Annotated in this window: 25 protein-coding genes; 17 read left to right on the plus strand and 8 right to left on the minus strand. The window is 56.1% G+C overall.

Annotation, left to right across the window (positions count from 1 at the left end):
* Nucleotides 1-2: 2 nt before the first annotated feature.
* The 5 genes from FU672_RS14955 (at nt 3) to coaD (ending at nt 4698) form a co-directional block, all read left to right on the plus strand.
* A complete protein-coding gene (locus FU672_RS14955) occupies nt 3-1103 on the plus strand; it encodes a glycosyltransferase (protein ID WP_148243820.1) in 1101 nt (366 codons plus the stop codon).
* Between the two features lie 11 nt (nt 1104-1114).
* The gene (locus FU672_RS14960; protein ID WP_148243821.1) at nt 1115-2104 is read left to right on the plus strand and encodes a glycosyltransferase; all 990 of its coding nucleotides are present in this window, start codon (nt 1115-1117) and stop codon (nt 2102-2104) included.
* Nucleotides 2105-2170: 66 nt separating this feature from the next.
* A complete protein-coding gene (gene waaA, locus FU672_RS14965) occupies nt 2171-3445 on the plus strand; it encodes a lipid IV(A) 3-deoxy-D-manno-octulosonic acid transferase (RefSeq protein ID WP_148243822.1) in 1275 nt (424 codons plus the stop codon).
* Nucleotides 3445-4215, plus strand: a complete 771-nt coding sequence (locus FU672_RS14970; protein ID WP_148243823.1) for a glycosyltransferase family 2 protein — start codon at nt 3445-3447, stop codon at nt 4213-4215. Before waaA ends, FU672_RS14970 begins: the two co-directional genes overlap by 1 nt.
* Before the next feature lie 3 nt (nt 4216-4218).
* Complete coding sequence (coaD, locus tag FU672_RS14975; protein WP_032661930.1) at nt 4219-4698, plus strand: pantetheine-phosphate adenylyltransferase; 480 nt, start codon at nt 4219-4221, stop codon at nt 4696-4698.
* Nucleotides 4699-4700: 2 nt separating this feature from the next.
* On the opposite strand, the gene mutM is transcribed toward coaD, so the two are convergent.
* The 4 genes from mutM to radC all read right to left on the minus strand — a co-directional run bounded on the left by mutM (nt 4701) and on the right by radC (nt 6896).
* Entirely contained in the window at nt 4701-5510 is an 810-nt protein-coding gene (gene mutM / locus FU672_RS14980; RefSeq protein WP_148243824.1) for a bifunctional DNA-formamidopyrimidine glycosylase/DNA-(apurinic or apyrimidinic site) lyase, read from the minus strand.
* A 72-nt stretch (nt 5511-5582) separates the two neighbouring features.
* Complete coding sequence (gene rpmG, locus FU672_RS14985) at nt 5583-5750, minus strand: 50S ribosomal protein L33 (protein ID WP_003024094.1); 168 nt, start codon at nt 5748-5750, stop codon at nt 5583-5585.
* A 22-nt stretch (nt 5751-5772) separates the two neighbouring features.
* Nucleotides 5773-6009 carry a 50S ribosomal protein L28 gene (rpmB, locus tag FU672_RS14990; protein ID WP_002436699.1) on the minus strand — a complete coding sequence of 79 codons (237 nt, stop codon included), beginning with the start codon at nt 6007-6009 and terminating at the stop codon, nt 5773-5775.
* Nucleotides 6010-6227: 218 nt separating this feature from the next.
* Nucleotides 6228-6896, minus strand: a complete 669-nt coding sequence (gene radC, locus FU672_RS14995) for a RadC family protein (protein ID WP_148243825.1) — start codon at nt 6894-6896, stop codon at nt 6228-6230.
* 172 nt (nt 6897-7068) lie between these two features.
* Between radC and coaBC the strand changes: the two genes are divergently transcribed.
* The 3 genes from coaBC to slmA all read left to right on the plus strand — a co-directional run bounded on the left by coaBC (nt 7069) and on the right by slmA (nt 9433).
* Complete coding sequence (gene coaBC / locus FU672_RS15000) at nt 7069-8280, plus strand: bifunctional phosphopantothenoylcysteine decarboxylase/phosphopantothenate--cysteine ligase CoaBC (RefSeq protein ID WP_148243914.1); 1212 nt, start codon at nt 7069-7071, stop codon at nt 8278-8280.
* Complete coding sequence (dut, locus tag FU672_RS15005; protein WP_008502691.1) at nt 8258-8716, plus strand: dUTP diphosphatase; 459 nt, start codon at nt 8258-8260, stop codon at nt 8714-8716. Before coaBC ends, dut begins: the two co-directional genes overlap by 23 nt.
* Nucleotides 8717-8836: 120 nt before the next feature.
* On the plus strand, nt 8837-9433 hold the full coding sequence (slmA, locus tag FU672_RS15010) for a nucleoid occlusion factor SlmA (RefSeq protein WP_024906630.1): 597 nt from the start codon (nt 8837-8839) through the stop codon (nt 9431-9433).
* 83 nt (nt 9434-9516) lie between these two features.
* Here slmA and pyrE read toward each other — a convergent pair whose 3' ends face one another.
* Nucleotides 9517-10158, minus strand: coding sequence for an orotate phosphoribosyltransferase (gene pyrE / locus FU672_RS15020; RefSeq protein ID WP_148243826.1), 642 nt, complete (start codon nt 10156-10158; stop codon nt 9517-9519).
* A 67-nt stretch (nt 10159-10225) separates the two neighbouring features.
* Nucleotides 10226-10942, minus strand: coding sequence for a ribonuclease PH (gene rph / locus FU672_RS15025; protein ID WP_010426431.1), 717 nt, complete (start codon nt 10940-10942; stop codon nt 10226-10228).
* A 125-nt stretch (nt 10943-11067) separates the two neighbouring features.
* On the opposite strand from rph, the gene FU672_RS15030 reads away from it, so the two are divergent.
* Together FU672_RS15030 and FU672_RS15035 are read left to right on the plus strand one after the other, a co-directional pair.
* Nucleotides 11068-11931, plus strand: coding sequence for a YicC/YloC family endoribonuclease (locus FU672_RS15030; protein WP_023309886.1), 864 nt, complete (start codon nt 11068-11070; stop codon nt 11929-11931).
* Nucleotides 11932-12135: 204 nt separating this feature from the next.
* Nucleotides 12136-12753 carry a trimeric intracellular cation channel family protein gene (locus tag FU672_RS15035; protein ID WP_148243827.1) on the plus strand — a complete coding sequence of 206 codons (618 nt, stop codon included), beginning with the start codon at nt 12136-12138 and terminating at the stop codon, nt 12751-12753.
* A gap of 2 nt (nt 12754-12755) precedes the next feature.
* Here the strand turns inward: FU672_RS15035 and ligB are convergent, their stop codons facing one another.
* Nucleotides 12756-14426, minus strand: a complete 1671-nt coding sequence (gene ligB, locus FU672_RS15040) for an NAD-dependent DNA ligase LigB (protein WP_148243828.1) — start codon at nt 14424-14426, stop codon at nt 12756-12758.
* Between the two features lie 251 nt (nt 14427-14677).
* On the opposite strand from ligB, the gene gmk reads away from it, so the two are divergent.
* From gmk to recG, 5 genes are read left to right on the plus strand one after another with little or no spacing between them, the layout of a single operon-like run.
* The gene (gmk, locus tag FU672_RS15045; protein ID WP_010426438.1) at nt 14678-15301 is read left to right on the plus strand and encodes a guanylate kinase; all 624 of its coding nucleotides are present in this window, start codon (nt 14678-14680) and stop codon (nt 15299-15301) included.
* Nucleotides 15302-15355: 54 nt separating this feature from the next.
* On the plus strand, nt 15356-15631 hold the full coding sequence (rpoZ, locus tag FU672_RS15050; RefSeq protein ID WP_000135058.1) for a DNA-directed RNA polymerase subunit omega: 276 nt from the start codon (nt 15356-15358) through the stop codon (nt 15629-15631).
* A 19-nt stretch (nt 15632-15650) separates the two neighbouring features.
* Complete coding sequence (spoT, locus tag FU672_RS15055; RefSeq protein ID WP_023309883.1) at nt 15651-17765, plus strand: bifunctional GTP diphosphokinase/guanosine-3',5'-bis pyrophosphate 3'-pyrophosphohydrolase; 2115 nt, start codon at nt 15651-15653, stop codon at nt 17763-17765.
* Nucleotides 17766-17769: 4 nt separating this feature from the next.
* The gene (trmH, locus tag FU672_RS15060) at nt 17770-18459 is read left to right on the plus strand and encodes a tRNA (guanosine(18)-2'-O)-methyltransferase TrmH (RefSeq protein WP_045354723.1); all 690 of its coding nucleotides are present in this window, start codon (nt 17770-17772) and stop codon (nt 18457-18459) included.
* A gap of 3 nt (nt 18460-18462) precedes the next feature.
* Entirely contained in the window at nt 18463-20544 is a 2082-nt protein-coding gene (recG, locus tag FU672_RS15065; protein ID WP_148243829.1) for an ATP-dependent DNA helicase RecG, read from the plus strand.
* Between the two features lie 2 nt (nt 20545-20546).
* Here recG and gltS read toward each other — a convergent pair whose 3' ends face one another.
* On the minus strand, nt 20547-21749 hold the full coding sequence (gene gltS / locus FU672_RS15070) for a sodium/glutamate symporter (protein WP_148243830.1): 1203 nt from the start codon (nt 21747-21749) through the stop codon (nt 20547-20549).
* A gap of 224 nt (nt 21750-21973) precedes the next feature.
* Between gltS and xanP the strand changes: the two genes are divergently transcribed.
* Entirely contained in the window at nt 21974-23365 is a 1392-nt protein-coding gene (gene xanP, locus FU672_RS15075; protein ID WP_148243831.1) for a xanthine/proton symporter XanP, read from the plus strand.
* A 119-nt stretch (nt 23366-23484) separates the two neighbouring features.
* Nucleotides 23485-25173, plus strand: a complete 1689-nt coding sequence (locus FU672_RS15080; RefSeq protein ID WP_148243832.1) for an AsmA family protein — start codon at nt 23485-23487, stop codon at nt 25171-25173.
* The last annotated feature ends 48 nt before the right edge of the window (nt 25174-25221 follow it).

Genomic DNA, 25221 nt, shown 5'->3' on the forward strand with positions numbered 1-25221 from the left:
AAATGCGCATCCTAATGATTATTGATGGTTTACCCGGTGGAGGAGCCGAAAAAACGGTTCTTACACTCTCCCGCGGATTAAAAGAAATGGGGCATCAGGTCTCTCTATTCTCTCTGCGGAAAGTGTGCGACTACGCCATCCCGGAAGGCATCGATTATCAGGTTGTTCAGGACACATGTAAAAAACCGTGGCGAAAGCTGACGGAGATCCCACGCCGCGCCCAATTGCTGGATCAAGCAATTAAGCGAGCTGAACGCAGCGGCAAATTTGATGTGGTTTTCTCTCATTTGCACAAAACAGACCGCATTGTGGCGCACTGCCGCGCGCTGGAACGTGACAAAGTCTGGTTCTGCGTGCACGGCATGTTCTCGTTTTCCTATCTTCGCCATCGCAGCGGACTTTCACGCTGGTTTAAACATCTCAAAATTCGTCATACCTACGAAAACCGCAACGTTGTCGCCGTCTCAGGCGCCGTGTTGAAAGATCTTTCCGAGACGCTGGCACTCAATCTTCGACGCAAAGCGGTTATCCATAATCCTTTCGATATTCCTGAAATTCAGCGTCTGGCGGATGCGCCCTTCGAGATGCAGGGAAAGGATTACATCATTCATGTTGGTCGCTTCCATGAGCACAAACGCCACGACCGCCTTTTACGTGCGTTCGCCCTGAGTAAAATTGACACAACGCTGGTCATGATGGGCAATGGATCCGAAGCGCAAATTCAAAAACTCAAGCAGCTGGCTGCCGAGCTGGGTATTGAAAACAAAACGGTTTTCCGCCCGTTCGATTCCAATCCCTATCCCTGGATTAAAGGGGCACGCCTTTTAGTGTTAAGTTCTGACTGCGAAGGTTTTGGTAATGTGCTGGTTGAAGCCATTATCTGCCAGACGCCACCGGTCAGTACAAATTGCCCAGGTGGCCCCGCCGAAATCCTTACCGGAGCCTTAGCGCGCGGGCTGGCAGAGTTAAATGACGCGTCACTGGCAAAAACGCTGGCGGATATTTATACCGCCCCACCGGTCGTTGGCGATGCAACGATCGCGTCGTTCGGTATCAATGCCATTTGCCAGCAATATATTGCTCTGGTCGACAATCAAAAATAATCAGGTTTCTTATGCAAAATTCAGCCCCATTGTTAAGCGTGGTGGTTGCCGTTTATAACGGTGAAGCTTTCCTGGATCAGTTCTTTACCTGCCTTGTGAATCAACGCATCGACAGCATGGAAGTCATCATTGTCAATGACGGCTCTACTGACCGCTCGATGGAGATCGTCGAAAACTGGCGAGAAAAACTGCCGCAGCTGCAGGTCATAGAACAGCAAAACCAGGGCGTATCCATCGCGCGTAATACCGGTCTGGCCGTTGCGACGGGTCAATATCTCTCTTTCCCGGATATTGATGATGTCTTTAAACCCGGCATGTACCAGCGCCTGCTGGATATGGCCGTCACACAGGATCTGGATGTCGCCACCTGTAACGGGAACTACGTCTGGGAGAACAACAAGAAACCCTCACGCCCGATCTTCCCTGAAGACAAACTGGCTTCGACAGGGGTCATGGCTGGCCCAGCGTGGTTAAAAATGGCGCTGGATTCGCGTAAATTCCTTCACGTCACCTGGTTGAACATCTATCGCCACGACTTTATCCGTAAACACAGTTTCCATTTCGAACCCGGCCTGCGCCATCAGGATATCCCGTGGACCACCGAAGTGCTGCTCGCGGCAGAGCGGGTTCAGTACACCAGTGAACGTTATTACGACTACTACATTCACTCTGCATCGGTGTCCCATATGCCGGACAATGACGACACGCTGATCCGCTCCGCGCGTCACTACATGAAAATCCTGCAGTTGCTCGATGCCATCAATCAGCGTTACCCGGATAAAGTGAAAGGGATCCCAGCCTGCCACTGGCAAATTGCCAAAGAGGGGCTGGGAATTATTCACACCTTCGACAACATGAAGGATGAGAAGAAGAAATCACTGATTATTAAAGAATTCTTCGAAGCAGGCATCTGGAAACTCATCTGGAAAAGTGCAAAAAGTCCGCGTCTGCGCTGGCGGCTGGGTCGACGTTATTTTCGTTTAAAACGGTATCTGGCATAAGAGATAGCTTTACCTGGCCTAAATGCTTAGAATTTGCCCGCCGAAACTAAAAAAACGGATAATCGCTTGGAATTGTTGTATACCGCTCTGCTCTACATCATTCAGCCACTGGTGTGGCTGAGACTGTTGCTTCGTAGCCGGAAAGCGCCTGCGTATCGTAAACGCTGGGCTGAACGCTATGGCTTCTGCCGCAATAAAGTCACACCGGACGGTATTTTGCTGCATTCCGTTTCTGTCGGTGAAACGCTGGCGGCGATCCCCCTGGTTCGCGCCCTGCGTCACCGCTACCCGTCGCTGCCGATCACCGTCACCACCATGACGCCGACTGGCTCGGAGCGCGCGTTATCCGCTTTCGGAAAAGACGTGCAGCACGTCTATCTGCCTTACGATCTGCCCTGCGCCATGAATCGTTTCCTGAATACCGTTCGCCCGAAGCTGGTGATCGTGATGGAAACCGAACTGTGGCCGAACATGATTTCCGCCCTGCATGCCCGTAAAATCCCGCTGGTGATTGCCAACGCGCGCCTGTCAGAGCGCTCGGCGAAAGGTTACGGCAAGCTGGGTAAATTTATGCGCCGCCTGCTCAGCAGGATCACGCTGATTGCCGCGCAGAACGAAGAGGACGCGTCACGCTTTATCGCGCTGGGCCTCAAACGCAACCAGCTTGCGGTAACGGGCAGCCTGAAATTTGATATTTCTGTTACCCCTGAACTCGCCGCCCGTGCGATCACACTGCGTCGCCAGTGGGCCCCACGTCGCCAGGTCTGGATTGCGACCAGTACCCATGATGGCGAAGAAGAGATCATCCTGCAGGCTCACCGTAAGCTGCTGGAAACATTCCCTGATTTACTGCTTATCCTTGTGCCTCGCCATCCGGAGCGTTTTAAAGATGCCCGTGAAATGGTCCAGAAAGGCGGCTTCAGCTTCACGTTGCGCAGCAGCGGTGAAATCCCTTCCGGCAGCACCCAGGTGGTGATTGGCGATACGATGGGTGAGCTGATGCTGCTGTACGGCATTGCTGACCTCGCGTTTGTCGGTGGCAGCCTGGTCGAGCGCGGCGGTCATAACCCGCTGGAACCGGCTGCGCACGCCATTCCGGTGCTGATGGGTCCGCACACGTTTAACTTCAAAGATATCTGTGCAAAATTACAGCAGGCCGATGGTTTAATTACCGTAACCGATGCGGATTCGGTGGTCAAAGAGGTATCGACCCTTCTGACTGACGAAGATTATCGCCTGTGGTACGGGCGACATGCCGTCGAAGTACTGCACCAGAACCAGGGCGCACTGACCCGTCTGCTGCAACTTCTGCAACCTTATCTGCCCCAGCGGAGCCACTAATGTCAACGCGTCTGTCGGTCGTAATGATCGCCAAAAACGCCGCCGACCTGCTTCCGGATTGCCTGGCGTCGGTTGCCTGGGCTGACGAGATAGTCATGCTTGACTCCGGAAGTACGGACAACACGGTGGACGTTGCCCGGACAGCGGGCGCAAAAGTCTTTGTCGACGCTGACTGGCAAGGCTATGGCATCCAGCGCCAGCGCGCGCAGGGGTATGCCACCGGTGATTATGTCCTGATGCTCGACACTGACGAGCGCATTACGCCAGAACTTCAGCAGGCCATTCAGGCAGTGCTTTCCTCACCTCAGCCTGGTGCCGTATACAGCATTGCCCGCCGCAACTACTTCCTTGGCCGTTTTATGCGCCACAGCGGCTGGTATCCTGACCGCGTGATGCGCCTCTACGAACGCGAGCGGTATCAGTACAACGACAATCTGGTCCATGAATCCCTGAGCTGCGATAGCGCCCAGGTCATTCCCCTGACGGGCGATTTGCTGCACCTGACCTGCCGTGATTTCGCGAGCTTCCAGCGTAAACAGCTCAACTATGCCACCGCATGGGCGCAGGAACGTCACCAGCGCGGCAAAAAGGCCTCATTGACGGGTATCTTCACCCACACGCTGGGCGCGTTCCTGAAAACGCTGCTGCTGCGTGGTGGCGTACTGGACGGTAAGCAGGGCTGGTTACTCGCGGTAGTGAATGCCCAGTATACTTTCAACAAATACACCGAGCTGTGGGCGCTCTGCCGCGGCTACTCAGAGAAAACGTGAGCCATGAGCACAAAAGCGATTTATCCGGGTACCTTCGATCCGATCACCAACGGTCATCTTGATATCATCACCCGTGCGGCGTGCATGTTCGACAAGGTGATCCTGGCCATTGCCGCCAGCCCCAGCAAAAAGCCGATGTTTGACCTCAACGAGCGCGTAAAGCTCGCCACCGATGCCATTTCGCACCTGCCGAATGTTGAGGTGGTCGGGTTTAGCGACCTGATGGCAAACTTCGCCCGCGCTCAGCAGGCAAATATTCTGATCCGTGGTTTACGCGCGGTGGCAGACTTCGAGTATGAGATGCAGCTGGCGCACATGAACCGCCACCTGATGCCGGAGCTGGAGAGCGTGTTCCTGATGCCCTCCAAAGAGTGGTCGTTTATCTCTTCCACGCTGGTAAAAGAGGTGGCGCGTCATCACGGCGATGTCACCCATTTCCTGCCGACTAACGTCCACCAGGCATTGATGGAAAAGCTAAAGTAACCCTATTTCTGGCACTGACGGCAGTAAAACGTGGCGCGCTGGGCGTGCTTCGTTGCAATAACTGGCGTGCCGCAGACTCTGCACGGTTCGCCTTTACGGCCATACACCTGAAGCTCCTGGGCAAAATAGCCTGGCTTCCCGTCGCTTTGCAGGAAGTCCTTTAACGTTGTCCCGCCCTGCTCAATAGAGCGCAGCAGTACCGCCTTAATGACCCGGACCAACAGCTCACACTCCTGCGCAGACAGCGAAGAGGCCAGCCGATCGGGATGGATCCCGGCCGCAAACAGCGATTCGCTGGCATAGATATTTCCCACGCCGACCACCAGCTTGTTATCCATCAGCCAGGGCTTAATCGGGCTTTTCTTCTTCGCACACTTCGCCTTGAGGTATTCCGTGTTAAACGCGTCTGAAAGCGGCTCTGGGCCCAGATGCGCCAGCACGTTATGCCCTTCCAGCTCCTTCGTCCACAGCCACGCTCCAAAGCGCCGTGGGTCGGTGTAACGGAGCACTTTGCCGTTACTCATCACCAGATCGACGTGGTCGTGCTTTTCCGCAGGCTGTTCTTCGGTAAGAATGCGCAGGCTCCCGGACATCCCCAGGTGGATAATAATCCAGCCGTCGGGCAGCTCCAGCAGCAGGTATTTAGCGCGGCGCTGTACGCTAAGGACGGGTTTATCGCTCAGGGCATGGATCTCATCGGACACCGGCCAGCGCAGACGTCCATTGCGAACCACCGCGTGAAGAATCGTCGCGCCGACCAGATGGGGCTCAATGCCGCGACGGCTGGTTTCTACCTCAGGTAATTCAGGCATGGTTCCTCCGTTGAGATACAGAATGCAAAAAACCCCGCAGTTGCGGGGTTTTTCGATACAAGGAGACTAAAATTATTTGATTTTAGCTTCTTTGTACAGTACGTGCTGGCGTACAACTGGATCGAATTTTTTCAGTTCCAGTTTTTCCGGCTTAGTACGTTTGTTCTTCGTGGTGGTGTAGAAGTGACCTGTACCAGCAGAAGAAACCAGCTTGATTTTCTCGCGAATACCTTTAGCCATGATTTATTTCCTCTTTAAGTACTTAGTACTTTTCGCCACGGGCACGCAGTTCGGACAGAACTGTATCGATGCCTTTCTTATCGATTACACGCATACCTTTAGCAGATACGCGCAGGGTGACAAAACGCTTCTCGCTCTCAACCCAGAAACGGTGAGAGTGCAGGTTCGGCAGGAAACGGCGTTTAGTCGCGTTCAGTGCGTGGGAACGGTTGTTACCGGTCACCGGACGCTTGCCAGTAACTTGGCAGACTCGGGACATGTCTATTCTCCAAAAATCAAATTAGCTCGAGCTTCGTATGGGGTATCGGCGCCTCGTCAGGCTTTACAGCCCGGTCATCGCATAGTTCTAAGTGAACTCTCGATTGCCAGGCCCAAATGCCAAACCCGAGATTCTCAAAGGTGGCGTAGTATACGCTGACTCGGCGGTGTGCTCAAGTCCCGAACAGACAAAGATCCCGATGGATCGCGAGAAATAGCCTAAATCCAGCCATGTTCTGCGAAAGAAATGTACTCTCCGCGGCCAATTATCAGATGGTCCAGCACACGAATGTCCATGAATTGACAGCATTTGATAATGCGTTCGGTGATTTCTTTGTCCGCTCTGCTCGGTTCTGCACAGCCAGAGGGGTGATTATGCGCGAGGATCACGCCCGCTGCATTCACTTTTATCGCTTCCCGCACAATTTCACGCGGATGCACCTCAACGTGGCTCAACGTGCCCGCAAAGAGACAGCTATGTTTCAGCACCCGGTTTCTGTTATCGACAAAGATCACCATAAAGATCTCGCGTTCAATATCGGTTAACTGGCTTTGCAGGAATTCGCGCGTCATCGCTGGAGTCAGGATCGGCTCTTCCTTCTCCATGCGGACATTGTAAAAACGGCGGGCAAGTTCAGCAATGCCCCTCAACTGGGCATATTTCGCCACGCCGATCCCCTCAACGTGCTTAAACTGCGCCAGATCTGCGGTCAGTAAACCGTACAGCGAACCGAAATGTGCTATCAGCTCTTTTGCCAGCGTAAATACCGTTTTTCCGGGCGTTCCGGTACGTAAAAAGAGCGCCAACAGTTCATCGTCTTTTAACTGGGTGACGCCATAGCGCAGCAGTTTTTCACGCGGCAGCAGCTGCTCATCCTCTTCTTCCATGCTCTTTCTCCCTTTTTTGACCTCATGCTGCCACAGGCCAATCCGTCGCTCGACGACCACATTGCGTTCTTGCGTAGCGCCTCGCAAAGTGGTCGAAGGACAAAATCACCCCGCTTTGGGGATTGTGGTAAAATGCCCGCTCTCTGGTGAAACCCAACAGGAAAGAATCATGATGAGCCTGGCCGGTAAAAAAATCGTTCTTGGCGTGAGCGGCGGCATTGCTGCCTACAAAGCGCCGGAGCTGGTGCGTCGTCTGCGCGAGCGCGGGGCAGATGTGCGGGTCGCGATAACCGAAGGCGGTAAAGCCTTTATCACTCCTTTGAGCCTGCAGGCCGTTTCAGGATACCCGGTATCTGACAGCCTGCTGGATCCAGCCGCCGAAGCCGCGATGGGCCATATTGAACTGGGGAAATGGGCAGACCTGATTATCCTCGCCCCCGCCACGGCTGATTTAATCGCTCGGGTGGCGGCCGGTATGGCAAACGACCTGGTCTCCACCATTTGTCTGGCCACGCCAGCGCCTGTTGCCGTCGTTCCTGCCATGAACCAGCAGATGTACCGTAACGCAGCCACCCAGCACAATCTGGAGACGCTGGCCTCACGCGGCCTGCTTATCTGGGGTCCGGACAGCGGCAGCCAGGCCTGTGGCGATGTTGGCCCGGGTCGCATGCTTGACCCGCTGACGATTGTTGATATGGCCGCAGCCCATTTTTCGCCTGTCAACGATCTGCAACATCTCAACATCATGATTACCGCGGGCCCCACGCGCGAGCCGCTGGACCCGGTGCGTTACATCACCAACCACAGTTCCGGTAAAATGGGCTTTGCGATAGCTGCCGCGGCGGCAAAACGCGGTGCCAACGTCACGCTGGTAAGCGGCCCGGTCTCGTTACCTACGCCACCGTTTGTGCAGCGTATTAATGTTACCACCGCGCTGGAGATGGAAGCCGCCGTGCAGGCCCATGCGCAAAGCCAGCAGATTTTTATCGGTTGTGCGGCCGTGGCTGACTATCGAGCCGAGACCATCGCCGAGTCTAAAATCAAAAAGCAAGGCGATGAATTAACACTAAAAATGGTGAAAAACCCGGACATCGTTGCCGGTGTCGCCGCATTAAAAAGCCATCGTCCTTACGTTGTTGGGTTTGCCGCAGAAACGAATAATGTGGAAGAATATGCCCGGCAAAAACGTACCCGCAAAAACCTCGATTTGATTTGCGCGAACGACGTATCGCTGGCCACACAAGGATTTAACAGCGACAGCAACGCACTGCACCTTTTCTGGCAGGATGGAGATAAAGTCTTACCGCTTGAGCGCAAGGAACTCCTGGGCCAACAATTACTCGACGAGATCGTTACCCGTTATGATGAAAAAAATCGACGTTAAGATTCTGGACCCGCGTGTTGGCGAGCAATTCCCGCTGCCAACCTATGCCACCTCCGGCTCTGCCGGTCTTGACCTGCGCGCCTGTCTCGATGACGCCGTAGAACTGGCTCCGGGTGCCACTACCCTGGTTCCAACTGGCCTGGCGATTCACATTGCTGACCCGTCGCTGGCAGCGGTGATCCTGCCGCGTTCTGGTCTGGGCCATAAGCACGGCGTTGTGCTGGGGAACCTGGTCGGCCTGATCGACTCCGACTACCAGGGTCAGCTGATGGTTTCCGTCTGGAACCGTGGTCAGGACAGCTTCACCATTGAACCGGGCGAGCGTATCGCGCAGATGGTCTTTGTACCGGTGGTACAGGCAGAATTTAACCTGGTGGCAGACTTTGACGCCACCGACCGTGGCGAAGGCGGCTTCGGCCATTCCGGGCGCAAATAACGGCCCGAAAGACACGTATCTCACAGCGTCATAATGCAATAACAAACCGCAAACGCCAGTTTGCGGTCGCTGTGTGGATGCCAGCCTGGCAAGTGCTTATTTTCAGGGGTATTTTGTAACATGGCAGAAAAACAAACTGCGAAAAGGAATCGTCGCGAAGAAATACTTCAATCTCTGGCTCTGATGCTTGAATCCAGCGATGGCAGTCAACGCATCACCACCGCTAAACTGGCCGCCTCTGTAGGCGTGTCTGAGGCGGCGCTGTACCGTCATTTTCCGAGCAAGACCCGGATGTTCGACAGCCTGATCGAGTTTATTGAAGACAGCCTGATCACGCGCATCAACCTGATTCTGAAAGACGAAAAAGACACCACCGCGCGTCTGCGTCTGATTGTGCTGTTAATCCTGGGCTTCGGTGAACGCAATCCGGGCTTAACCCGTATCCTCACCGGCCACGCGCTGATGTTTGAACAGGACAGACTGCAGGGCCGCATTAACCAGCTTTTCGAACGTATTGAAGCGCAGCTGCGCCAGGTACTGCGCGAAAAGAAAATGCGTGAAGGCGAAGGTTATAGCATTGATGAAACGCTGCTGGCGAGCCAGATTCTGGCGTTTTGTGAAGGGATGCTCTCCCGCTTTGTGCGTAGCGAGTTCAAATACTGTCCAACGGACGATTTTGACGCCCGCTGGCCGTTAGTCGCTGCTCAGTTGCAGTAACACCGTTGCCGGATGGCGGCTTCGCCTTATCCGGCCTACGAAATGCGTAGGCCAGGTAAGCGTAGCGCCTCCAGGCAATTTAATTACACCCCGAACTCTTCCCGGTACGCACGTACCGCCGCCAGATGATCCGCCATCTCAGGCTTCTCTTCCAGATACGCAATCAGCTCTTTCAGGGTGATAATCGACGTCACTGTGCAGCTGTAATCGCGTTCGACTTCCTGAATAGCGGAAATTTCACCGCGACCACGCTCCTGACGATCCAGAGAAATCAGCACGCCAGCAAGCGTCGCACCGTTGGCCTGAATAATCTCCATCGATTCGCGGATCGCCGTACCCGCGGTGATCACATCGTCGACCAGCATGACGCGGCCCTGCAGCGGGCTGCCGACCAGATTCCCGCCTTCACCGTGGGTTTTGGCCTCTTTACGGTTAAAGCAGTACGGCACGTCGCGGTCATGGTGTTCCGCCAGCGCAACCGCGGTGGTGGTCGCAATCGGAATGCCTTTATAGGCCGGGCCAAACAGCAGGTCAAAATCAGTCCCGGAATCTACCAGCGCTTCGGCATAGAAACGGCCTAACAATGCCAGATCGCGCCCGGTATTAAACAGCCCGGCGTTGAAGAAATAGGGACTCTTACGCCCGGATTTCAGCGTAAATTCGCCAAACTTAAGTACCTGCTTGTTAAGCGCAAACTCAATAAACTGGCGCTGATACGATTTCATGGATTTGCTCCTTTGGTTTTTCTGTCTTACAGGCAAAAAAAAGGCGACTCATTGGTCGCCTTTAAAATCAATTTTCTAACGCCGCTTTCTGCGTCGTTACAATGGATTCGATTCCCCCTCGGGCCAACGCCAGCAGGGAGAGAAGCTCTTCGTGGGTGAACGGCTCGCCTTCTGCCGTGCCCTGCACCTCAATGATGCGACCGTCTTCGGTCATCACCACGTTCATGTCGGTCTCGGCGGCGGAATCTTCAACGTATTCCAGATCGCAAAGCGCTTCGCCGTTAACGATACCGACAGAAACCGCCGCAACCATGCCTTTCATTGGGTTGGTTTTCAGCTTACCGGCCGCAACCAGCTTATTCAGGGCATCCGCCAGCGCCACGCAGGCACCGGTAATCGACGCCGTACGCGTACCGCCGTCTGCCTGAATCACGTCGCAGTCCAGCGTGATGGTGAATTCGCCAAGGATTTTCAGGTCAACGGCAGCGCGCAGCGCACGCGCGATCAGACGCTGGATTTCCATGGTACGGCCACCCTGTTTCCCTTTTGCTGCTTCGCGAGCATTACGGGTGTGGGTCGCGCGCGGAAGCATGCCGTATTCGGCAGTGATCCAGCCCTGGCCCTGACCTTTCAGGAAGCGCGGAACGCCTTCTTCAATGGAGGCGGTGCACAGAACTTTAGTGTCACCAAACTCAACCAGCACGGAGCCTTCTGCGTGTTTTGTATAGTTACGGGTCAGGGTGACGGGACGCACCTGATTGGCGCTACGACCTGATGGACGCATGATGGATTCTCCGGCTTGAAACGAATGTGGCTGCGCATTATACGGATAAAGGACGCTTATTCCTATCCTGAGAAGCCCCCGAAAGCTATAATCCCCCCATCTCTCCTTTAAAAACGGGAATGTCTATGATCCGCAGTATGACCGCCTACGCCCGGCGTGAAATCAAGGGTAGCTGGGGTAGCGCTACATGGGAAATGCGCTCGGTAAACCAGCGTTACCTGGAAACGTATTTCCGTATGCCGGAGCAGTTCCGCAGCCTTGAGCCTGTCGTACGTGAACGTATCCGTACGCGTCTGACGCGCGGGAAAGTGGAATGTAACCTGCGTTTTGAGCCTGATGCCAGCGCACAGGGCGAACTCATCCTCAATGAAAAACTGGCGAAACAGCTCGTGAATGCGGCGAACTGGGTCAAAATGCAGAGCGATGAAGGCGAAATCAACCCGGTTGATATTCTGCGCTGGCCTGGCGTCATGGCCGCCGGTGAGCAGGATCTGGATGCCATTGCCGCTGAAATTCTGGCAGCCCTCGACGGCACGCTGGACGACTTTATCGTTGCCCGTGAAACCGAAGGCCAGGCGCTGAAAGCGATGATTGAGCAGCGTCTTGAAGGCGTGAGTACCGAAGTAGCCAAAGTCCGCACCCATATGCCAGAAGTGCTGCAATGGCAGCGCGAGCGCCTGGTCGCCAAACTGGAAGAAGCGGAAGTTCAGCTGGAAAACACCCGTCTGGAACAAGAGCTGGTGCTGATGGCGCAGCGCATTGACGTGGCTGAAGAGCTGGACCGTCTGGAAGCGCATGTTAAAGAAACCTACAACATTCTGAAGAAGAAAGAAGCTGTGGGCCGCCGTCTGGACTTTATGATGCAGGAGTTCAACCGCGAGTCGAACACCCTGGCGTCTAAGTCGATCAATGCAGAAGTGACGAATTCAGCGATTGAGTTGAAAGTGCTGATTGAGCAGATGCGCGAGCAGATCCAGAATATCGAGTAATGCCTTTAGGGTGGTGTCGACTGCACCACCCATTATTATTTCTAATCCATCTCAACGCCAATTTTCACTTCTTACCGCCTTTCATCAAGCCTGCTCAGCATAACGTGATAAAATTTTATAGGGCAAACTGACTCGCCTTAGAAAATCTCAATCGTGATCTTACGCACAAATCGCTAACCTCCCCGCGTTCACACCGGAGGGTATATGCTGCTTCACATCCTTTATTTCATTGGCATCACCGCAGAAGCCATGACCGGCGCACTTGCCGCCGGACGTCGCCGTATGGACACTTTCGGCGTAATCATTATTGCTACAGCGACCGCACTGGGCGGTGGTTCCGTGCGCGATATTCTGCTTGGCCATTACCCGCTCGGCTGGGTTAAACACCCTGAGTACGTGATTATCGTGGCGACAGCTGCCGTGTTAACCACCATAGTGGCGCCCGTTATGCCCCATCTTCGCCGCCTGTTCCTGGTGCTTGATGCGCTGGGGCTGATCGTCTTTTCGATCATCGGTGCGCAAATCGCGCTCGATATGGGGGAAGGGCCCGCTATCGCCACCATTGCTGCCGTGGTCACGGGCGTATTCGGTGGTGTGCTGCGCGATATGTTCTGCAAACGCATCCCCCTGGTCTTTCAAAAAGAGCTGTATGCCGGTATCTCCTTCGCCGCAGCGGTGCTTTACATCGCCCTTCAGCATTACGTTTCGAACCATGATGTGGTGGTCATCTCGACGCTGCTGTTTGGCTTTACGGCCCGCATGCTGGCGCTGCGTCTGAAGCTCGGGCTGCCCGTTTTTCATTACAAACACAGCGCACACTAGCTTCAGAACCCATTGATGTGCTGTTCAGCGAGCCATTTCGTCAGCACATCAATCTGAGGCGCGTGCATCCAGTTAACGATTTGTCGCGCTTTCTCCTCTCCCGTTCCCGGCAGGGTCTGCCAGTCCTTTGCGTTACGCCCGCTCATCTTCTGCCACGATATGTCTCCCATCGCCTTCAGCGAAGCCTGTGTCAATGGAACACCTAATGCCATGAGCCAGCGGATAAACGGCTTCTCGCGCACCAGATCAAATCGGTGCCAGAGTGCCAGCCCGCGTGCTGAGGAAACCCCCGGAGTAGCCTGCAGCTGCGCCTGAGTTAATAACAGCCATGAAAAGAGATGTTCAAAATGATGCGCCTGCCAGAGGGTCCGCCAGCCTGACTCGCCTAACCCTTCAATATCGAATACCTGCTTTGAACTGAGCCACGTCAGCCGGGCAAAGAACTGCTCCATACACTCCGGCGAAGCATAGAAACAGCTAAGAGCATGATAATGCGAGGCCGGAGGCTCTGGTTTATGTCTGTCCGTCCCGCGCCAGAGCACCTTATCAAACCGGGGGATACCCTGCCCGGCCAGGCTGATCTGAATCTGATCCCCCGGAGCAATATCCAGCCTCTGCCAGCGCCCAACCGAGCCCAGACTCACCCGCTGCACCTGTTTATCATCCAGTTGCACGGGCTCCAGCGCTGCTACAACGGAAATTTTGCCCGTTTTCCCCACGGAAAAATGAATATCACTCACCTCAGCGACCTGTGCTGCGGGAGGATATTTCCACGCGACGACCCAGTTGCCTTCTCCGGGTAACCAGCTTTCGCCCGCGGGTTCATCCTCCGAACGCACCACAATGCCATCCGTGGCAAAGGGTAATGCGGTCACGTGCCAGGCCGCGCGCTGTTTCTCGACGGCATCAACAGATTCAGCGGGGAGCGTATACCGTGCCGACAGCGTAAAACCGGCCTGAGACAGTTCAGCTAAAGAGGTCTGCATATCTCTCGGTCCGTCCGGCCAGGCCCAGATGAACACGCCGATCTTGCTCAATAGCGAGTTATCCTTTTGCCGCATCATCGCACCCGCCACCTTTGCGCGAGCGTTCATTCCGCCCATCTGCTGCTGAATGTGGTTGTCGCGTAACCAGTAAAGCTCGCCCTGTAAGACGCTATTCACCAGCGCGCCGGTGAGATTTTGCGGAACAGACGGGATTAAACGCACCTTCTCGGTCCAGTCTTCCCCTTGCAGGCCATCACCGCGACTGATGGCCTGGGCTAACTTTCCGTCACGATAGACCAGCGTCACCGCCACACCGTCAACTTTGGGTTGCAGCCACAGATGCTGTCGGGCACGCATCCACTGTCTAAGTTCCTCTTTGCTGGCCACTTTATGTACGCCCGTATGGGCAACAGGATGTTTTACGCTCCCCGCCAGCGCGGGGAGTTTCTCTTCTGAAGGCTCACTGCCAAAACAGCGCTGCCACTGCGTTAACCGCCCGTGAAGCTGGTCGTAAACCTCGTCGTTGATCTCGCTCACGCCCTGCTTCCAGTAAGCCTCATCCCAGCGTTTGATTTGTGCGCTTAACGACGCCATCTCTTTCTCTGCTTTTGCCTGCGACCACACCGGACACACCGCCGCGCCATAGCCACACCACAACAGCATTAACCCGCTTATCCATCGCCACATCGCTACCCCTCCTTTGCATTGCAGGAGGTATACCCGGATGCCTGAAACAACGCTAACGCCAACGTTTCACAATGCGAGACGCTATCCGGTATTTCTTTTGGTTGCTGAAAACCCCAGATAAAACCTGAAAACGGCACGCAAAATTCAATAATCGAGGGGAAAAAGTGTGACAAAGGCTACGTCACACGGCGGTGACGTGTATAATAAGCCCGTATGTAGGACTTCTTCGTTAACACATACAAAAGACTCTCATGGCTCAAGGCACGCTTTATATTGTTTCTGCCCCTAGTGGCGCGGGTAAATCCAGCCTTATTCAGGCACTGTTAAAAACCCAACCGTTGTATGACACTCAGGTTTCTGTTTCTCACACCACGCGAGCGCCGCGTCCAGGTGAAGTGCACGGCGAACACTATTTCTTTGTGGATCACGATGAGTTCAGAGCGATGATCGGCAGAGACGCGTTTCTTGAACACGCTGAAGTATTCGGTAATTACTACGGTACCTCGCGTGAAACCATTGAGCAGGTTCTGGCCACGGGCGTGAATGTGTTCCTGGATATCGACTGGCAGGGCGCACAGCAAATTCGTAAGAAAATGCCTGACTCGCGCAGTATCTTTATTTTACCGCCATCGAAAGATGAGCTGGATCGCCGCCTGCGTGGCCGCGGCCAGGACAGCGAAGAAGTGATCGCAAAGCGTATGGAACAGGCTGTTGCAGAAATGAGCCATTACGCGGAATATGATTACCTTATTGTGAATGATGATTTTGATGCCGCGCTGAGCGATCTCAAAACCATTCTTCGTGCAGAACGCCTGCGTATGAGCCGCCAGAAGCAGCGACATGACGCATTAATCACCAAACTGTTGGCAGACTGAACCCACTTTCAGTATCATGCCCAGTCATTTCTTCACCTGTGGAGCATTTTAAGTATGGCACGCGTAACTGTTCAGGACGCTGTAGAGAAAATTGGTAACCGTTTTGACCTGGTGCTGGTCGCCGCGCGTCGCGCTCGTCAGATGCAGGTAGGCGGTAAAGATCCGCTGGTACCGGAAGAAAACGATAAAACCACCGTTATTGCACTTCGCGAAATCGAAGAAGGTCTGATCAACAACCAGATCCTCGACGTGCGTGAGCGCCAGGAGCAGCAAGAGCAGGAAGCCGCAGAACTGCAGGCCGTAACCGCTATTGCTGAAGGTCGTCGTTAATTAAACCTGCGGGTCGCCCTTGTATCTGTTTGAAAGCCTGAATCAACTGATTCAAACCTACCTGCCTGAAGACCAGATTAAGCGTCTTCAGCAGGCGTATCTCGTTGCACGTGACGCTCACGAGGGCCAGACACGTTCAAGCGGTGAACCCTATATCACGCACCCGGTAGCGGTGGCCTGTATTCTGGCCGAGATGAAACTCGACTACGAAACGCTCATGGCCGCTCTGCTGCACGACGTGATCGAAGATACCCCTGCTACTTATCAGGACATGGAACAGCTGTTTGGCAAAAGCGTTGCCGAACTAGTGGAAGGGGTCTCTAAGCTTGATAAGCTGAATTTCCGCGACAAGAAAGAGGCGCAAGCCGAAAACTTCCGCAAGATGATTATGGCGATGGTGCAGGATATCCGCGTCATTCTCATCAAACTCGCTGACCGTACCCACAACATGCGCACGCTGGGCTCACTTCGCCCGGATAAACGTCGCCGCATTGCCCGTGAAACCCTCGAAATCTACAGCCCGCTGGCGCACCGTTTAGGTATTCATCACATTAAAACTGAGCTGGAAGAGCTGGGTTTTGAAGCGTTGTACCCGAACCGCTATCGCGTGATTAAAGAGGTGGTGAAAGCCGCACGCGGTAACCGTAAAGAGATGATTCAAAAAATCCTCTCTGAAATCGAAGGGCGCTTACAGGAAGCGGGAATCCCGTGCCGCGTCAGCGGTCGCGAGAAACATTTGTACTCCATCTACTGCAAAATGGTGCTCAAAGAGCAGCGTTTTCACTCGATCATGGATATCTACGCCTTCCGCGTCATTGTTCATGACTCAGACACCTGTTATCGCGTGCTGGGGCAGATGCACAGCCTCTACAAACCGCGTCCGGGGCGCATGAAAGATTACATCGCCATTCCAAAAGCGAACGGCTATCAATCTTTGCACACCTCGATGATCGGGCCACACGGCGTGCCTGTTGAGGTGCAGATCCGCACCGAAGACATGGACCAGATGGCAGAGATGGGTGTTGCCGCACACTGGGCGTATAAAGAGCACGGTGGTGAAAGCAGCACAACCGCACAAATCCGCGCCCAGCGCTGGATGCAAAGCCTGCTGGAGCTTCAGCAGAGTGCGGGTAGCTCGTTCGAATTTATCGAAAGCGTGAAATCCGATCTCTTCCCGGATGAGATTTACGTTTTCACCCCAGAAGGTCGCATTGTCGAACTGCCTGCGGGCGCAACACCGGTCGACTTCGCTTACGCCGTGCATACCGATATCGGGCATGCTTGCGTCGGCGCGCGTGTCGACAGACAGCCTTATCCGCTGTCTCAGCCGCTCTCCAGCGGCCAGACGGTAGAAATTATTACCGCGCCGGGCGCACGTCCGAACGCGGCCTGGCTGAACTTTGTCGTGAGCTCCAAAGCGCGCGCCAAAATTCGCCAGTTGCTGAAAAACCTCAAGCGTGATGATTCCGTCAGCCTGGGGCGTCGTCTGCTCAACCACGCGTTGGGCGGCAGCCGTAAGCTGGCTGAAATTCCGCAGGAGAACGTCCAGCGTGAGCTGGAGCGCATGAAGCTCGCGTCGCTTGATGACCTGCTGGCAGAGATTGGCCTCGGCAACGCCATGAGCGTGGTGGTGGCGAAGAATCTGCAGCAAGGCGACACGACAGCGGTGCCGGCAACCACGCAAAGCCACGGACACCTGCCGATTAAAGGCGCGGACGGGGTGCTGATCACCTTCGCAAAATGCTGTCGTCCAATTCCTGGCGACCCGATTATTGCGCACGTCAGCCCGGGTAAAGGGCTGGTTATTCACCACGAATCCTGTCGTAACATCCGCGGCTACCAGAAAGAAGCCGAGAAGTTTATGGCGGTCGAGTGGGATAAAGAGACCGCGCAGGAATTTATCACCGAAATTAAGGTGGATATGTTCAACCACCAGGGTGCCCTGGCGAACCTGACGGCAGCGATCAACACGGCCTCGTCCAACATTCAGAGTCTGAATACGGAAGAGAAAGATGGCCGCGTGTATAGCGCCTTTATTCGTCTGACCGCCCGCGACCGCGTGCATCTGGCGAATATTATGCGCAAGATCCGCGTCATGCCGGACGTGATTAAAGTCACCCGAAACCGAAACTAGGTTTATGAATTCACAACGTTATGCACGTATCTGCGAAATGCTCGCCAGGCGTCAGCCTGACCTGACGGTCTGCATGGAGCAGGTGCATAAACCTCATAACGTTTCTGCCATCGTCCGGACCGCAGACGCCGTCGGTGTGCATGAAGTGCACGCCGTCTGGCCGGATGGCCGTATGCGAAATACGGTCTCGGCGGCGGCAGGCAGCAACAGCTGGGTGTCTGTCAAAAATCATCACACCATTGGCGAAGCCGTATCGCACCTGAAAGGGCGTGGGATGCAGATCCTTGCCACTAACCTGTCCGCTAAAGCCGTAGATTTCCGCGAGATCGACTACACCCGTCCGACCTGCATTTTGATGGGTCAGGAGAAAACCGGGATCTCCCGGGAAGCACTGGATCTGGCGGATAGGGACATCATCATTCCGATGATCGGCATGGTCCAGTCTCTCAACGTCTCCGTGGCGTCCGCGCTCATTCTGTATGAAGCGCAGCGTCAGCGTCAAAACGCCGGGATGTATGAGCGCAGCAACAGCATGCTGCCGGAAGATGAACAGCAGCGCCTGCTGTTTGAAGGTGGTTATCCGGTGCTGGCTCGCGTTGCGAAGCAGAAAAAATTGCCTTACCCCCACGTCAACGCGCAGGGCGAAATTGAAGCCGATGCCGAGTGGTGGGCCACCATGCAGTACGCCGGGTAAGCGATGAAAGGCCGCCTGCTGGATGCCATCCCGCTCAACAGCCTGACGGGCGTGGGCGCGGCGCAAAGCAATAAGCTGGCAAAAATTGGCCTGCACACCGTGCAGGATCTCCTGCTTCACCTCCCCCTGCGTTACGAAGACCGCACTCAGCTCTATAAGATTAGCGATCTCCTTCCCGCCATTTACGCCACCGTTGAAGGCGAAGTCCTGAACTGCAACATCACCTTCGGCGGACGCCGGATGATGACCTGTCAGATCAGCGACGGCACCGGTATTCTCACGATGCGTTTTTTCAACTTCAGCGCGGCGATGAAAAACAGCCTGGCAACGGGCCGCAGAGTGCTGGCCTATGGCGAAGCCAAACGCGGGAAATACGGCGCAGAGATGATCCACCCGGAGTACCGCGTGCAGGGCGATCTCAGCACGCCGGAACTGCAGGAGACGCTCACCCCGGTTTACCCGACGACGGAAGGCATCAAGCAGGCGACGCTGCGTAAGCTCACTGACCAGGCGCTGGAGCTGCTGGATACCTGCGCCATTACCGAGCTGCTGCCACCCGAGCTGGCTCAAGGCATGATGAGCCTGCCCGAAGCGCTGCGTACCCTGCACCGCCCGCCGCCAACGCTGCAGCTTAGCGATTTGGAAAGCGGCAAACACCCCGCCCAACGGCGTCTTATCCTTGAGGAATTACTGGCCCATAACCTGAGCATGCTGGCGCTTCGCGCGGGCGCGCAGCGTTTCCACGCCCAGCCCTTAAGCCCGCGTGATGAGCTCAAAGATAAGCTGCTGGCCTCGCTGCCGTTTAAACCCACCGGTGCACAGGCGCGCGTCACCGCAGAGATAGAACGCGACATGGCGCTCGACGTGCCGATGATGCGCCTGGTGCAGGGCGACGTGGGCTCCGGTAAAACGCTGGTTGCCGCCCTGGCGGCCCTGCGCGCGATTGCCCACGGTAAACAGGTCGCGCTAATGGCGCCGACCGAGCTGCTGGCTGAACAGCACGCCAACAATTTCCGCGCCTGGTTCGCACCGCTGGGGATTGAAGTGGGCTGGCTTGCCGGGAAGCAAAAAGGCAAAGCACGCCTTGCGCAACAGGAGGCTATTGCCAGCGGGCAGGTGCAGATGATTGTCGGCACGCACGCCATCTTCCAGGAGCAGGTGCAGTTTAACGGTCTTGCGCTGGTGATTATCGACGAGCAGCACCGCTTCGGTGTGCATCAGCGTCTGGCGCTGTGGGAAAAAGGGCTGCAGCAGGGCTTCCATCCGCATCAGCTGATCATGACCGCCACGCCGATCCCCCGCACCCTGGCGATGACCGCCTACGCCGATCTGGATACCTCCACCATCGACGAACTGCCGCCGGGCCGTACGCCGGTCACAACGGTCGCCATTCCTGACACGCGCCGCAGCGATATCATCGACCGCGTACGCAACGCCTGTACGCACGAAGGGCGTCAGGCCTACTGGGTCTGTACGCTGATCGAAGAGTCTGAACTGCTGGAAGCGCAGGCTGCCGAAGCAACGTGGGAAGAGCTTAAGCTGGCGCTGCCGGAGCTGAACGTGGGTCTGGTTCACGGACGCATGAAGCCCGCCGAAAAACAGGCGGTGATGCAGTCGTTCAAACAGGGTGATTTGCATCTGCTGATCGCCACCACGGTGATCGAAGTCGGCGTGGACGTTCCGAATTCCAGCCTGATGATCATCGAAAACCCGGAACGTCTCGGCCTTGCCCAGCTCCACCAGCTACGCGGGCGCGTTGGCCGTGGCGCGGTAGCGTCCCACTGCGTACTGCTCTACAAAGCCCCGCTCTCAAAAACCGCCCAGATGCGTCTGCAGGTGCTGCGCGACAGCAACGACGGTTTTGTGATTGCGCAAAAAGACCTGGAGATCCGCGGCCCGGGTGAACTGCTGGGCACGCGTCAGACGGGGAACGCCGAATTCAAAGTGGCGGATTTGCTGCGCGATCAGGCTATGATCCCCGAAGTTCAGCGCCTGGCCCGCCATATTCATGAACGCTACCCCGAACAGGCGGCAGCGTTAATTGAGCGCTGGATGCCGGAAACCGAACGCTACTCCAACGCCTGATCTCAGGCAAACATCGGCAGCATCAGGTACAGCTTAATCACCAGCGCGTTGACGATATCAATAAAGAACGCCCCGACCATCGGGACCACCAGAAACGCCATGTGTGATGGTCCGAATCGTTCAGTGATCGCCTGCATGTTGGCGATAGCCGTTGGGGTAGCCCCAAGGCCAAACCCGCAGTGACCCGCCGCCAGAACCGCCGCATCGTAGTTTTTCCCCATCATGCGCCAGGTGACAAAGATGGCGTACAGCGCCATAAACAGCGCCTGCACCGCCAGTATCGCCACCATCGGCAGCGCCAGCGAGGCCAGTTCCCACAGCTTGAGGCTCATCAGCGCCATCGCCAGGAACAGCGACAGGCAGACGTTGCCGAGCACCGATACCGCCCGTTCAAACACGCGGTAGAAGCCCATTAGCGCCAGACCGTTGCTCAGGATCACCCCAATAAACAGCACGCAGACAAAGGTCGGGAGTTCAAACGCTGAGCCCGCCAGCCATTGCGCAACCACTTTACCCACGGTCAGGCAGATGGCGATCATCGCGATGGTTTCAATCAGCACCAGCGAGGTAATACTACGCCCAACGTCCGGCTTTTCGAATGCCGTCGGCACCAGCTCATCGTCAGGCCTGCCGTTCGGCGTGGTGGAGTGCTTAACCAGATACCGCGCCACCGGACCGCCAATCAGGCCACCCAGCACCAGACCAAAGGTCGCACAGGCCATCGCTACTTCCGTTGCGTTTTCAAAGCCATAGCGCTCGATAAACAGCTTGCTCCACGCCGCGCCGGTACCGTGACCGCCCGAAAGGGTAATTGACCCCGCCAGCAGCCCCATCAGCGGATCCAGCCCCAGCAGCGTCGCCATCCCGATGCCAATAGCGTTTTGCATCAGCAGCAGCCCCACCACCACAATCAGGAACACGCCGAGCACTTTACCGCCCGCTCGCAGGCTCGCCAGATTGGCGTTCAGGCCGATAGTGGCAAAGAAGGCCAGCATCAGCGGGTCTTTCAGGGACATATCAAAATCAATTTCCCAGCCCATGCTTTTTTTCAGTATCAGCAGGGCCAGCGCCACCAGCAGGCCACCGGCGACAGGTTCAGGAATGGTGTATTTCTTCAGAAGGGAAACGCTATGTACCAGCTTACGGCCAAGCAGTAGGACCAGCGTTGCGGCAACAAGTGTCGACAACGTATCGAGATGAATCATAGAAGGCTCCTGTTTTGCGCGTGTTCCATACACACGCGGCGTTATCCTGGGCCGGTTTGCGCTCGTCATGAGCCCCGGCGCGAAAAGTGTAATTTTTTTTCCCGATGGGGTGTAGAAAACCTGCTCGCAGCGGCAGATTTTATTCCCTTTTTTTGCTGGCAATCGTTTGCTTTTACCAGGTGGTCAGATAAAATGCCCGCTTTTCCACCGTGGGATTGCCGCCGATGTCCGTTAACACCATAGAGTCGCCTGATGCGCAACCGATTGCGCAGAAGCAAAATAGCGAACTAATTTACCGCCTTGAAGACCGCCCGCCGCTGCCGCAAACGCTTTTCGCCGCCTGCCAGCATCTTCTGGCGATGTTTGTTGCGGTGATCACCCCGGCGCTGCTGATCTGCCAGGCGCTCGGTTTACCGGCGCAGGACACGCAGCACATCATCAGCATGTCTCTTTTCGCCTCTGGTGTGGCCTCGATCATTCAAATTAAAGCGTGGGGTCCGGTGGGGTCGGGATTGTTGTCGATTCAGGGCACCAGCTTTAACTTCGTGGCGCCACTGATCATGGGCGGTACGGCGCTGAAAACCGGCGGTGCGGATGTTCCGACCATGATGGCGGCGCTGTTCGGCACGCTGATGCTGGCCAGCTGTACGGAGATGGTGATCTCCCGCGTTCTGCATCTGGCTCGTCGCGTCATCACCCCGCTGGTTTCCGGCGTCGTCGTAATGATTATCGGCCTGTCGCTGATCCAGGTGGGCCTCACCTCCATCGGCGGCGGATATGCCGCCATGAGCGACCACACCTTCGGCGCGCCGAAAAACCTGCTGCTGGCGGGCGTGGTACTGGCGATCATTATTCTGCTTAACCGTCAGCGTAACCCTTACCTGCGCGTCGCCTCACTGGTGATCGCGATGGCGGCGGGTTATCTGCTGGCGTGGGCGCTGGGCATGCTGCCTGAGAGCACCGCGCCGACCAACAGCGCGCTGATCACTGTCCCTACGCCGCTGTACTACGGTCTGGGCATTGACTGGGGTCTGCTCCTGCCGCTGATGCTGGTCTTTATGATCACCTCTCTGGAGACCATCGGTGATATCACCGCCACCTCCGACGTCTCCGAGCAGCCAGTGTCCGGCCCGCTGTACATGAAGCGCCTGAAAGGCGGCGTGCTGGCGAACGGCCTGAACTCGTTTGTCTCTGCGGTATTCAACACCTTCCCGAACTCCTGCTTCGGTCAGAACAACGGCGTGATCCAGCTGACCGGCGTCGCCAGCCGCTACGTCGGTTTTGTGGTGGCGCTGATGCTGATCGTCCTCGGTCTGTTCCCGGCGGTGAGCGGCTTTGTGCAGCACATCCCTGAGCCGGTGCTGGGCGGCGCAACACTGGTGATGTTCGGGACTATCGCGGCCTCCGGTGTGCGTATCGTCTCCCGCGAGCCGCTGAACCGCCGCGCGATCATGATTATCGCGCTGTCGCTGGCCGTCGGTCTGGGTGTTTCCCAGCAGCCGCTGATCCTGCAGTTTGCACCTGACTGGGTGAAAAACCTGCTCTCTTCCGGCATTGCCGCGGGCGGTATCACCGCTATCGTTCTGAACCTCGTTTTCCCGCCTGAAAAGAACTGATCCTCTTCACGGCAGGCAGTCAATGCCTGCCGTGACATCTAATTACACCATTCCCGCCTTGAGGATTGCGCATAAATCGTGCATAACTCCCTTATGTGCGTTTTGCGGGATGGAAGACCATGAAATTTATTGGAAAGCTCCTCATCTATCTTCTGGTAGCCCTGCTCATTGTGATGCTGGCGCTCTACATTCTGCTCCAGACTCGCTGGGGCGCGTCTCAGGTCAGCAGCTGGGTGACGGTGAATACCGACTACGAACTCAGTTTCGACAAGATGAATCACCGCTTTTCGTCACCTTCCCACATCATTCTGGAAAACGTCACCTTCGGTCGGGACGGTAAACCCGCCACGCTGGTTGCCAAAAAAGTCGATATCGGCCTGAGCAGCCGCCAGATAACCGATCCGCTGCATATGGACACCATCACCCTGTTCGACGGCACGCTGAATCTCTCGCCACAGACCGCACCGCTGCCTTTCCAGGCGGATCGCCTGCAGCTGAACAACATGGCGTTTAACAGCCCGAATACCGAATGGGATCTCAGCGCGCAGAAGGTCACGGGCGGCGTCAGCCCATGGCAGCCGGAAGCGGGCAACGTGCTGGGTAATAACGCGCAGATTCAGATGAGCGCAGGCTCGCTGACCCTGAACGGCGTACCGGCCACCAACGTGCTGATCGAAGGCCAGCTTAACGGCAAGGAAGTGGTGCTGAAAACGATTGGCGCCGACATGGCCCGTGGCTCACTCACCGGCTCCGCCCTGCGCAACGCCGACGGGAGCTGGATTATCGACACGATGCGTCTGAACGAGATCCGCCTGCAGAGCGATAAAACGCTGATGGCGTTCTTCGCGCCGCTGGCCACCATTCCCTCTCTGCAGATTGGCCGTCTGGATGTGACCGACGCCCGGCTTCAGGGCCCGGACTGGGCGGTGACCGATCTCGATTTAAGCCTGCGCAACCTGACTCTCAGCAAAGGCGACTGGCAAAGCCAGGAAGGTCGCCTGTCCATGAACGCCAGCGAATTTATCTACGGCTCGCTGCATCTGTTCGACCCGATCCTGAATGCGGAGTTTTCCCCGCAGGGCATGGCGCTGCGCCAGTTCACTTCCCGCTGGGAAGGCGGCATGGTGCGCACCTCCGGTAACTGGCTGCGCGACGGTAAAGCGCTGGTGCTGGACGATGTCGCCATCGCCGGGCTGGAATACACCCTGCCGCAGAACTGGAAAACGCTGTGGATGGAGCCTCTGCCGGAATGGCTGAACAGCGTCACGCTGCAAAAATTCGGCCTGAGCCGCAACCTGGTGATCGACATCGATCCCGCCTTCCCGTGGCAGATCACCTCTCTGGACGGCTATGGCGCAAACCTGCAGCTGGTGAAAGATCGCCAGTGGGGTATCTGGGGTGGTAGCGCAACCCTGAACGGCGCGGCGGCGACCTTTAACCGCGTGGACGTGCGCCGTCCGTCGCTGGCGCTGAATGCCAACGCCGCCACGGTGAACATTACCGACCTGAGCGCGTTTACCGAGAAAGGTATTCTGGAAGCAACGGCGACGGTTTCCCAGCTCCCGCAGCGGCAGACTACGGTGAGCCTGAACGGGCGCGGCGTACCGCTTAACGTACTGCAACAATGGGGCTGGCCTGCACTGCCGATTACGGGCGACGGCAATATTCAGCTCACCGCCAGCGGCAGCGTGCAGGCCAGCGCACCACTGAAGCCGACGGTGAACGGCAAGCTGAACGCGGTGAATATGGATAAACAGCAGGTACAGCAGACGATAACGGATGGCGTGGTTTCAACACCTGTGCAATAAACAAGCCGGGTGGCGTAAGGTAAATGCAAAACGGCAACCCAGTTGCCG

The sequence above is a fragment of the Enterobacter asburiae genome, assembly GCF_008080435.1.
GTDB lineage: Bacteria > Pseudomonadota > Gammaproteobacteria > Enterobacterales > Enterobacteriaceae > Enterobacter > Enterobacter asburiae_C.